Origin of the sequence: Granulicella sibirica, assembly GCF_004115155.1 — a bacterium.
Lineage (GTDB): Bacteria > Acidobacteriota > Terriglobia > Terriglobales > Acidobacteriaceae > Edaphobacter > Edaphobacter sibiricus.
This window is the reverse complement of record NZ_RDSM01000003.1, coordinates 1,065,332-1,075,789: the sequence shown is the minus strand read 5'-3', so window position 1 is coordinate 1,075,789 and position 10,458 is coordinate 1,065,332. Positions and strand designations below refer to the sequence as shown.

The window sequence follows — 10,458 nt, the reverse complement described above, 5'->3', positions numbered from 1 at the left end:
GCCCCCGTTCCCGCACAGAGTCCGCCGATGGCAAGGAATGGAAGGTAGACTCCGAGGACCAGAAGACATGCCAGGATGCAACAAAACAACATACTTCCTGGAATCGGCCATAGGGTTGATCCGTGAGCAATCAGGATTCCCGCAAGTGAAACACGAAGGAAAAGCAGACCTATACCAGGGCGTCCATCGGGAAACATAGCGAATAGTCTTTGCACTCCTCAGCGTAGCCCGGGTTCTTCGCATGGCCTCACACCTTTCGGACCAAATCGTCCGCCTCTTTAGAGGGAGAAGACATTGCAAGGCCAAATCACGAACGCCGATAGAGGAGATTTGACGATGACCGATTGCCAATCCAGTTCCGGAAAACTAATCACCATACTGATGGCAGACGACCACAGCCTCGTGCGGGAGGGCATCCTGTTCGGCATCAGTCGGACAACTGATATGACCGTGGTAGCCGAGGCCTCAAACGGGCAAGAGGCCATTGATATGTTTGAGCTCCATCGGCCAGACATCACTTTGCTCGACCTGCGGATGCCCGGCGTGAGCGGCTTGGATGCCTTACTCGCTATTCGCCGTATCGCTCCGACTGCCAGAGTGATCATCATCACAACCTTTCCTGGCGATGTTCAGGCTTCCCGCGCTCTGAGAGCTGGGGCAGCCGGCTATCTTCTAAAAGGAACGATGAGAAAGGAACTCACCGACACGATCAGGAGGGTCCATGCCGGCGAGCGGCGAATCCCATACGAGGTTGCGGCCACGCTCGCTGACTATGCTGGTTCTGAACCGTTATCCCCAAGGGAAATCGAAGTTCTTCGACACGCCGCTGCTGGAAGTTCAAACAAGCGGATCGGCGTGGGTCTCGGCATCACAGAGGAGACGGTCAAAGGACATATGAGAAATATCCTCTCAAAGCTCGAGGCAAATGACCGCACTCACGCCGTTACGATCGCCTTGAAACGTGGTTTCTTAGACGGTTAGATCTAAATCAATCTGAAGCAGAATGCTAAGCATTGCTCGATCGACTCGATCAGGATGCCATGCGGTTCTCATAGACTTGTTTTCGCGATAAGTACTGATGAATATAGGAAATCGCCATACTTCCTTCTCCGACGCTCGCGGATACTCGTTTGACGGATCTGAACCGGATATCGCCTGCACAAAAAACACCTTCCATGCTTGTTTCGAGACCAACCGGAGCCCTCTTTCCGAATGGTTTGCGGACGTCTTCCCCCGTGAGAATGAAGCCGGACTGGTCGCGTTGAATATCCTTCGAAAGCCAATCGCTATGGGCCACCGCTCCGATCATCACAAACAACGCATCCGCTAGACGCTTGCGGATAACCCCATTGCTGCATGTGTAGATGGATTCCAAGTGTTCCCCACCCTCGGCTTTAACCACCTCGGTCGACGGTTCGACGATGATGTTGCTCCTTCGCTGAATCTGTTCCATGAGATAGGTCGACATTGTCTCCTCTATCGCTGCACCCCGCACAAGCAGCGTGACAGTCGCCGCGTATTCCGAGAAGAACATCGCAGCCTGGCCCGCAGAATTGCCACCACCTACGATGAAGACGTTCTTGCCCAGCGCTGCCCGACCCTCCGTACGAGACGCACCATAGAGCACGCCCCTACCAATAAGACTTTCTACGCCCTCCGCCTCAAGGCGCCTCCATTGCACGCCAGTCGCAATCAAAACGACTTGGGTTTCCACCCGTTCGGCACCGTCCAGTTCCAGGCAGTAGCCGTTTGCCATAGGATAGAGGTCGCAGACACGTCGTGTCATGATGATGTCCGCACCGAACTGGATCGCTTGCTTGAGAGCACGAGACCCCAGGTCATTGCCAGAGATACCGCTGGGAAATCCCGGATAGTTTTCAATTCGAGTAGAACAGGCCGCTTGCCCACCGATTCCATCTTTTTCGACGAGGAGCACCCGAAGTCCTTCGGAAGCCCCTGACACCGCGGCTGCGAGCCCAGCGGGGCCGCCCCCTACGATAACGAGGTCGTAGCACTTATCACTAGGGCGTGTCTTAATTCCCAGTGCGTCGGCAGCCTTTCTCGCGGTAAGTGGGCAGCCCACGGAGATGACACCATCCACAATCAGAGAACTTCCACCGCAGCCATCTTCTGTTGCAGACTTGGGACCGTGATCCCTCCACCTGTAGCCGATATGATTCTGCGAAAGAAAGGTGCGAACCTCTCGACACCCAGGATCGTCCGAAGAGCCTGTCACCTCAACACGAAATTGATCGTTTGACTGCATGTGCTCCCGGATGAACTTGAGGCGTTCCGTCATGACTTCAACCACAAGGTCGTTGCATCTCCGCGAGGACGACAGCATATCTTTAAATTGAATGGGATCAAGACGTAACAAGCGGCATCTCGAGTGTGCTTGAAGTGAAGCAATTGCCACTGAATCCAGAAGGATCTCGGCCTCTCCGAAGAAGTCACCCGGAACGTGTTGTAAGCATAGTGTGGCCGTTCCGCCATATTCCTTCTCGCACTGGACTGTTCCCTCTAGCAGGACGAAGAACGAGGGCGACTCCCCTTGCCGGATGATCCATTCGTTCTCGTTCACGATAACCTCCGCAGCGACAGAGGCTATCCTCTCGCGCTGGGAAGCAAGTAAACACGCAAAGACTGAGTATTTCTCTAATTCGCTGGCGCAGATCACCCGTACCTCCTGGGTCAGACGTCGTGATGCCTGACTTCTTCAAGGTAGGACTTTCGTCTGATTCGAACTTCCCAAATCGTGCGGACTCTATCCGAATCCTGCCATTATGTTGAGATGATCGGAGAGGATCACTCGTATGCGCTGCATTTCCAGCTAATCAGAAGCAGTTTCGCACTCTAGGTGGCTAGATGTTCTTTACGGAATTGTGCTGGCGAAACGTCAAACTGAGACTTGAACGCTGCCGCGAACGAAGAGTAACTTTCGAATCCAGCGTCAGTGGCAATTTGTGACAGGCTGATTGAGGGAGACCTCATCATTTCCGCAGCCAATCGTGTTCGCTCTTGAGAGACATACTGCCAGATTGATTGCCCAGTGACGCTTTTGAAAGAACGATTCAAGTAAAAGGGACTGGTCGAAGCCGCTCTCGCAATGGACTGCAAATCCAAATTTTCTTTAATATTTGCATGAATGAATTCCAAGGCTCGTCGCACCCTCCAGTCACCCACGTCCTTTCGCTGATGTACAAGATTTACCAGTCGGCCGTCATTCGCCAAGAGAGTAGCGATAGACGCAAAAATGGATTCTCCGAGCAGGGCCCCGTGTGGTCGATTTAAGATTGTGTCCGAGTGCAGAGCACGCACTAAATGGGAGAGCGTTGGAGCCTGGACCGCCAAGTCGGAACGCACCTCCAATACCGAACTCCGGACCAAGTCCTGCCCTGCTGCGGCCTGCAGAGCCTCAGGGGTGAAATAGAGACAGGCGAAATTCACCGGTCGATCCCACCACACGTTCACGCTTGCCTCCGCAGAAATAACGTGTACGTGGTCATGGGGCATGTCGGTAGTACGACGTTTACCGTCTATCGTCCAACCCATCTTCATCGGCTCGTCGTCAAGCCGAACCGCTAGATGATGGAACGGAACGCTCGGAAGCGCATCGTGTATGGGACCAAAGCACGATGCTTCGAGGACACAGTCTTTCCAGGTGTTGCGCCGCGCAATGGCATGCTTGAGCCAAGGTGGAACACGGCTCAAATCAATCAGCTTGTCGGGCTCGACAGCGGTCGCCAGAGCCGACTGAGGCGACGCCACGGTTTGGTTATTCATGGGTCACCATTGCGGGTCGAAAGAACTTTTCAATGTCGGAAAAGAACCTCTTTGGCTCTTCGATCCAAGGGAAGTGCCCGACCCCCTGATATTCGATCAGAGCAGAATTTGCGATGCCGTTTTTCATTCGCCGAGCAACCTCGATCGGGCAATACCAATCTAGGTCGCCGTTGACTATAAGGGTGTCTGCATGGACCCGTCCGTACTCTTCGGACTGCTTCCGAGGCTCTTTCAAGTCGGCTGGGTGCCTCGCGTTCTGAGCGAATGCTGATAGATGGGTGCCCGTTAAAGTCGTCTTGAAGACGGGAACCTGTCGTTGCGGATCCGAGAAGTAAAGCGGAAGAATGGAATTCATCGTAGCGGAGAAGGAATCGTTGTCGACCAAGGACGGAGCGTGAAAGACTGCGTCAACGGCCGTTTTATACTGAGAATCATCCTTCAAAGCCGCAAGCATCGCGCGGGTTTTCTCTCCTGCCCTATCATCCATGACCTCTGGATCAATCAGAGCCAGCTTGCCCACGCGGTCCGGATACCGCTCAGCGTAATCTAACGCTATCTCGCCTCCTTGCGAGTGTCCTAACAGATTTATGGTCTCTAGCCCAAGAGCTTGCCTGACATGTTCAAGATCATTGGCCATGGTCGCGGTGCTCATCATCATGGAGTCGTTCGGCCGGGATGACTCCCCATTCCCGCGTTCATCCATGAAAATTAAAGTGAAGTGGCGCTCTAGAGGTGCCAAGCCGCTTTGAAGATAAATCGAACCAAGTCCCCACCCCGGCGAGATAACGAAGACATACGGGCCTTGACCGGCAACAACGAAGTGAAGACGGATGTCTCGCAGCTCGACAAAGTGGGAACCGACCGATAGATCCTGAGTGGCGGCTTCCGCCTTTCGTTCTTGAAATACGCACAGGAAGACGATGGTCTTCGCGAGGATCTGGAGAGAGCATTTTCGAAGCAGCCGAAACGACATGTCACGCTCCTGGATACCAAGTCCCAAACGCGTTCGTGCGTTCAACACCAACCAAGATTTTCGTGAGAGGTGGCCGAACCCTATCGAGGATAACCTGGGACTTTCATGTTACTTCATATTATGAAGACACTAGCCTGGAGTGTCAACTTCGGCCGAAATCGACGCTTCAATCTGCATCAGGTAAAGCAAGGTTGGACCCACAATTAGTCAACTGGCGCCGGTGGACGGATAAGCGTTCAAGTGGGTGGTTGGGACAAGCACTGGTGAATTCATCAAACATGGTCTTGAAGGCCGGGGTTATGTCGTTAGGCGGAGGCTCTTTGAGGCGGTTGATGCTGACTTGGCAAGGGGACCTGCCTGCCCAGCTATCCACTTATCGTAAGGATCGAGCGCACTCAAACGGGCATGTGATTTGAGCTGACTAGGCCGGCCGCGCCCCAAGCAGCAAGATCTCCACCACCTTCCTCGCACCTACCGGCCAATCTTCCGTCGGGGCCACCGCGCAAAGCCCCGCAGGGGTTCGTAGCAGGTCCATTCCGCTTACGTCGTCGCGCAGGTCACCGCTCTCCACCGCTCTGCGCATCAGAGAATCAATCGCTGTCATAATCAGCGGACCAGACTGCTCGAATACCTTTTCCGGCCCACAGGCCATCAGGTTGATCGCCGGCAGGATGATGAGCGCGCTAGCAAGCACTGGCGACAACGCAAGATGAAGATCGCCATCAAGATGGATATGGCCCATCTCGTCGTTAGCGCGATAAAAATCGGCACCATCCACCTGGCCATTACGCGAAAGGTGCCAGTGGGTTGCTGCAACGATACCGGGCCAAGCCTGTATCTTCTCGGAGAGCGGCTGGAGAAGCGCTTTTGGGGTGGGAGGCGGTGCTTGGCAGCCTTTGGCAGATAACTTCATCCGGATGGAGGGCCTTTCTGAAATGGTTCTTTGAGCGCGACAAGGATCATAGGTAGTGCGGCACACAAGGGGGAGGTGAAACCTTTCGGAATCAAGGTGACGATCGTAGAACCGGGCGCCTATGCCACCGAGTTCGGCGGCCCGTCCTCTGGGAAGTTTGCCACCGGACTCGACATCTACGCAGGACTGAAAGCGCACGTGTTCGAGAGCATGAAGACGATGGAACGAGGCGATCCCGCCGCCACGCCCGAGGCCATGTTGAAGCTGGTCGATTCGGAAAACCCACCGCTGCGCTTGTTTCTCGGCAGCCACAACCTGCCACAGGTACGCGCAGCCTATGCAGATCGAATAGCGACTTGGGAGACGTGGCAGACTGTGGCTGAGTCTGCCCAGGGTCACACCAAGTAAGAAATCCGGACGAGTCGATCCCCGCCAGGCGCCTTCGGCAACTTGGCCGGGATTGATCCTGAGATAAGTAAATATCGGAAGCTAGTTCGTTGGACGGCCCGCGACAGCAGCGTAGGATCTCCTCTGTTACTTCACCGCGAGCCGCTTCAGCCACTCTTTCAGCAGCGCGATCTCACTCGTGGAGAACCCGTCTTCCACTCTGACTGCTGCCTGGATCGCCGACGCGGCAGCAGAGAGCGCCGACTTTCTTAGCGGTGTGGGCTCCGTGATCGCGATCATAGAGAGGGCATTGTCGCGCGCCATGCTGGACAGCGTAAGATCGCGTTCCCTCGGCTGGGACTGAAGCAGACTAACGACGATACCCATCGCCGCGGAGTGAAGCAGTGCGACGGCGCGGTCAACCGGGATGCGCAGTCTGCCCGCCGCCGCCACCGACGCAATGTGCCGATGCAACGCCTTGAAGGAGAGTTCTGCAGCAGGGGATGGCCCTCTCCCGATCCGCGCGTACATGAGCAGATAGAGCTCGGGATACTTCAACCCGAACTGAACGTGCTGGTCCCAGCCGGACCGCAGTGCCTGCACCGGATCGTGCTTCGTCTCCTGCTGCTTCTGCGGTAGATAAAGCGCAAAGCCGTGCTCGGCCAGAGCGTCCAGCAGCCCTTCTTTGTCGTTGAAGTGCCGGTAAATTACCGGCGGCTGCACACCGGCGCGCTCTGCAACGGCGCGCGTAGTGACAGCATCCCTCCCACCCTCCTGGAGTAGTTGCATGGCAGCAGACAGGACGCGAGCCCGCGTTTGTACGCGCCCGCTGACGGTCTCTGCCTCAGGGTTGTTCTGCTTTTTTTTCATATCGGCATCACCCTTTCCAGGATAACTGCCTGTGTGATATCAATGGAAACATTATGTGTTTCCATTGGAAAACAACAAGAAACACATAGGAGAATCCATGATTGTCGTGACCGGAGCCACAGGGGGACTTGGAAGCCTCATCGTATCGAAGCTGCTGGAGCGCGTCGCCGCAGAGCAGATCGGCGTTAGCGTCCGGAACCCTGCCAAGGCAGAGGAGCTGGCCGCGCGCGGCGTTCGGGTGCGCCGGGGGGACTTCGCGGAACCCAGCACGCTGCAGGGCGCTTTCGCAGGAGCTTCGCAATTGTTGCTGGTGTCCTCGAATGCGGCTGCGTCAGGCGGCGATTCACTGGCCCAGCACAGGGATGCGATCGCAGCGGCAAAACAGGCTGGCGTGAGAAGAATTGTGTATACAAGCCAAATCGCATCGAGCGATACCTCCCTGTTCGAACCTGGGTTGGTCCATGCTGCGACCGAAAAGATGCTGTCGGAGTCCGGCCTCGCATGGACTGCATTGCGCAACGGCTTCTATGCAACGCGCGCCGTCATGGAGAGCGACACGGCCATGAAATCGGGCGCTATCGCAACACCGGAAGACGGCAAGGTGTCGTGGACGTCGCATACCGATCTCGCAGAGGCAGCGGCTACGATACTTGCGAATGAGGGACGCTTCGACGGTCCCACCCCTCCGCTGACCGGTGGCGAAGCACTCGACTATACCGATCTCGCTGCGATGCTGACCGAGTTGCTGGGTAGGCCAATCCTGCGCAAGGTTATCTCGGACAGTGAATTTGAAAACAAGATGGCCGCACGCGGGCTCCCCCCTCAGCTCGTGAAACTGGCCGGCAGCTACTACCCGGCTGCACGCGCCCTGGAATTCGCAACGGTCGATCCAACACTCGAGCAACTCATCGGCCGCAAGCCGGAGACACTTCGTTCCCTCGTGGCCGCGAAGCTCGCCTGATCACGGAGGATTTACATAAATAGAACTTCCGATGAGTCACGTTCACCGCATCCCGGGCTCATTTCTTTGAAGTAGTCCGCCTGCTCGAGATCGGCGAGTAAGCCGGGCTGCATCGGCGTCCAATCAAGACGACAATCTATGCGCTGCCGATCCACGTCTCAGACGTGCTCTCGCTACTGAATCCTCGTGGCTATATGGCAGGAGGGATCGACGCGGGCGGAGACTGGTCGATCCAGTTCGAACAGGATGCATACTTCCGCTGCTTCGCGATCGTCTCAGGTTCGTGCTGGCTCTCCGCGGAAGGAATGGATAGTCCTGTTCGCCTTCAAGAGGGAGAGTTTGTTGTGCTGCCGCACGGACGCGCCTTTCGCCTTGCCAGCGATCTATGGGCACCTCCGGTCGACATCATGACCATCATTACCGCGCCTCTGAACGGCCGCGTTCTTTGCTGGCAGGGCGGCGGGGACTGCCTCGCGCTCTGCGCGCTGTTCACCTTCAACGACGGCGATGCCGACATCCTGCTCGGCGTGCTTCCTCCTCTCGTGCACATCCGCAAGGATGCGGACCGTGCCGCGATGCGATGGTATCTGGAGCGCATGATGAAGGTGACCCGCGAGCCCCAGCCAGGCGGAGTGCTTCTCGGAGAGCACCTGGCTCAGATGATGCTGGTTGAAGTGCTGGGACTGTACTTGGGAGATACGGTACCGGGCGGCGTTGGATGGCTTTACGCGCTGGCGGACAAACAGATCAGTGCTGCCATCACGGCCATGCATGAAAATCCCGGGTATCGGTGGACCCTGCAGGCGCTGGCAGAACGTGTCGGGATGTCGCGGTCTGCGTTCGCTGGACGTTTCAAGGAAAGGGTTGGAGCCTCGGCCATGGAGTACCTGACTCGTTGGCGGATGCGCCGCGCAGGACACAAGCTGGTGACCTCGACCGACCCTGTTTCTTCGATAGCCTTATCCCTCGGCTATGAGTCCGAGAGTGCGTTTTGCTTTGCGTTCAAGAGGGAGATGGGGAATTCGCCACGTCAATACAGCCATGCCCGACTATCCGCTTTTTCCGATGCTCATCAATAGTCCGCGGAGCCGATTGAGACTTGTTCCGTCTGCGGCAGCCAAGAACTCCAAGGTTTGACTGTCGAGATTGGGACAATCATCCGCCAATGGCTTCCGGGCGAAATTAAACGTCCAGCGCGAGCAGGGAGGAGAACGTTGAAAAGGCAGAATCGTGGTTGCCAAGTGGTTGCCAAAACGGGGTAAGACGGTGCCAAAAACGATTGATTTCGAGCACTACGTCCGACGGAAGTACTTTATTTATCATAATCTTAGTAAAGATTGCAAAAACTGCAAAATCTTTATGTGTCAATTCGATCCCGACCCGCGCCTCCATCCTTTTGAAAATCTGGAGTGGAATCCCCTTCGTTTTCGGCTTTAGACGTCGCAGGGATCGGACGCCGTTGCCGACGCCCAATCCAACGGACGTTTCTGCGTCGTCAACCCACACATTCTGCGGTCGGAGGAAATCCAACGCAGCGCGTCGGCATGCCAAGGTAACCTGTATCCCTAACCGGGCAAGCCATGAAGATACTTGTAATCGACCTCCGCGGCCTGCATCGCCGGCATGCGGGCGTACGGCCCTTCCTGCTCGACAAAGATGTGCTCGATCCCCCGCCCCTTCACCCCGGCGAAGATCTCCTTGTAGTTCACGACGCCCTGGCCGATCTCGGAGCCCTTCGGCCGAATCGGACCGCCAGTGCTCGCGCCCTTCGGAAACGGCAGAAAATCCTTGATGTGCAGCATCTTCACCCGGTCCGGATGCTTCTTCACCAGGTCTGCCGGTTTGAATCCAGCAACCGTGGCCCAGCCGCAGTCGATCTCGAACTTCACGTTCTTTGGGTCGGTGTGGTCCACAAGATAGTCGAACGCCGTACCGTTGCCGACTGGGGAAAACTGCTCCGTATGGTTGTGCGAGGCGAACGTCAGCCCGGCTTTGCTCGCCGCATCGCCCACCTTGTTCATAGCATCGGCAAGGCGCTTGCTGTCCTCTTCCGTCATCGGAGACATCACCGACCCAAGCCACGTCTTCCTTTGCTCCTCACTGGCGGTCGTAAGGTCGATCGGAGGCATGATCATCATTCGCGGAACCGACGAGGTAGCGTACTTGCAGCCAAGCGCATTCACATCGTCGAATGACTTCCCGAGGTTAGCCAGGTCGAACCCTACGTGCGCGCTCGGGCACTTCAGCCCGTTGTCGTCCAGAGCCTTGCGAAACTCGGCAGCCGTCTTGAGCGAGCCGAAACCAGCCGTCTCGACCTCCTTGTACCCAATGGCAGAAATTTTCCTAATTGCCGCCGGAGCATCCGCCTGGATATCCGAGCCAACGGTATACAACTGAATCCCGATCGGCAGCCCAAGAGGATCGGCCCACGCTAACCCAGGCCATGCCGCGCCAACACCAACAACGCCCGCGACCTTCGCCGCACCGCTAAGAAACTCTCTCCGCCCGATCGATTTCATCTCGCCCCTTGATGCGCTTCAAGAACTACGCGCACGCAAATAGTACGGGCAC

Annotated in this window: 10 protein-coding genes; 4 read left to right on the top strand and 6 right to left on the bottom strand. The window is 56.4% G+C overall.

The genetic code is table 11. The features are described 5' to 3' along the window. The first annotated feature begins 336 nt into the window (after nucleotides 1-336). Nucleotides 337-981: a response regulator gene (locus tag GRAN_RS21245; protein WP_128915004.1), complete on the top strand. Its 645-nt coding sequence runs from the start codon at nucleotides 337-339 to the stop codon at nucleotides 979-981. A gap of 49 nt (nucleotides 982-1,030) precedes the next feature. Here the strand turns inward: GRAN_RS21245 and GRAN_RS26790 are convergent, their stop codons facing one another. The 4 genes from GRAN_RS26790 to GRAN_RS21225 form a co-directional block, all read right to left on the bottom strand. Further along, the gene (locus GRAN_RS26790; protein ID WP_277751238.1) at nucleotides 1,031-2,581 is read right to left on the bottom strand and encodes an FAD-dependent oxidoreductase; all 1,551 of its coding nucleotides are present in this window, start codon (nucleotides 2,579-2,581) and stop codon (nucleotides 1,031-1,033) included. 272 nt (nucleotides 2,582-2,853) lie between these two features. Next, nucleotides 2,854-3,783, bottom strand: coding sequence for a helix-turn-helix domain-containing protein (locus GRAN_RS21235; RefSeq protein WP_128915002.1), 930 nt, complete (start codon nucleotides 3,781-3,783; stop codon nucleotides 2,854-2,856). Further along, nucleotides 3,776-4,756 (bottom strand): alpha/beta fold hydrolase, encoded by a 981-nt coding sequence (locus GRAN_RS21230; RefSeq protein ID WP_128915001.1) that lies wholly within the window; start codon nucleotides 4,754-4,756, stop codon nucleotides 3,776-3,778. Before GRAN_RS21230 ends, GRAN_RS21235 begins: the two co-directional genes overlap by 8 nt. A gap of 421 nt (nucleotides 4,757-5,177) precedes the next feature. Beyond that, a complete protein-coding gene (locus tag GRAN_RS21225; RefSeq protein WP_128915000.1) occupies nucleotides 5,178-5,669 on the bottom strand; it encodes a luciferase family protein in 492 nt (163 codons plus the stop codon). Nucleotides 5,670-5,744: 75 nt separating this feature from the next. Here GRAN_RS21225 and GRAN_RS21220 point away from each other — a divergent pair, with 75 nt between their 5' ends. Further along, nucleotides 5,745-6,077, top strand: coding sequence for an SDR family oxidoreductase (locus GRAN_RS21220; RefSeq protein ID WP_128914999.1), 333 nt, complete (start codon nucleotides 5,745-5,747; stop codon nucleotides 6,075-6,077). A 126-nt stretch (nucleotides 6,078-6,203) separates the two neighbouring features. On the opposite strand, the gene GRAN_RS21215 is transcribed toward GRAN_RS21220, so the two are convergent. Next, nucleotides 6,204-6,926, bottom strand: coding sequence for a TetR/AcrR family transcriptional regulator (locus tag GRAN_RS21215; RefSeq protein ID WP_128914998.1), 723 nt, complete (start codon nucleotides 6,924-6,926; stop codon nucleotides 6,204-6,206). A 97-nt stretch (nucleotides 6,927-7,023) separates the two neighbouring features. Here GRAN_RS21215 and GRAN_RS21210 point away from each other — a divergent pair, with 97 nt between their 5' ends. Next, nucleotides 7,024-7,887 (top strand): SDR family oxidoreductase, encoded by an 864-nt coding sequence (locus tag GRAN_RS21210; RefSeq protein ID WP_128914997.1) that lies wholly within the window; start codon nucleotides 7,024-7,026, stop codon nucleotides 7,885-7,887. A 164-nt stretch (nucleotides 7,888-8,051) separates the two neighbouring features. Continuing rightward, nucleotides 8,052-8,966, top strand: coding sequence for an AraC family transcriptional regulator (locus GRAN_RS21205; RefSeq protein WP_277751237.1), 915 nt, complete (start codon nucleotides 8,052-8,054; stop codon nucleotides 8,964-8,966). Between the two features lie 486 nt (nucleotides 8,967-9,452). On the opposite strand, the gene GRAN_RS21200 is transcribed toward GRAN_RS21205, so the two are convergent. After that, complete coding sequence (locus GRAN_RS21200; RefSeq protein ID WP_128915150.1) at nucleotides 9,453-10,406, bottom strand: sugar phosphate isomerase/epimerase family protein; 954 nt, start codon at nucleotides 10,404-10,406, stop codon at nucleotides 9,453-9,455. Nucleotides 10,407-10,458 lie beyond the last annotated feature (52 nt).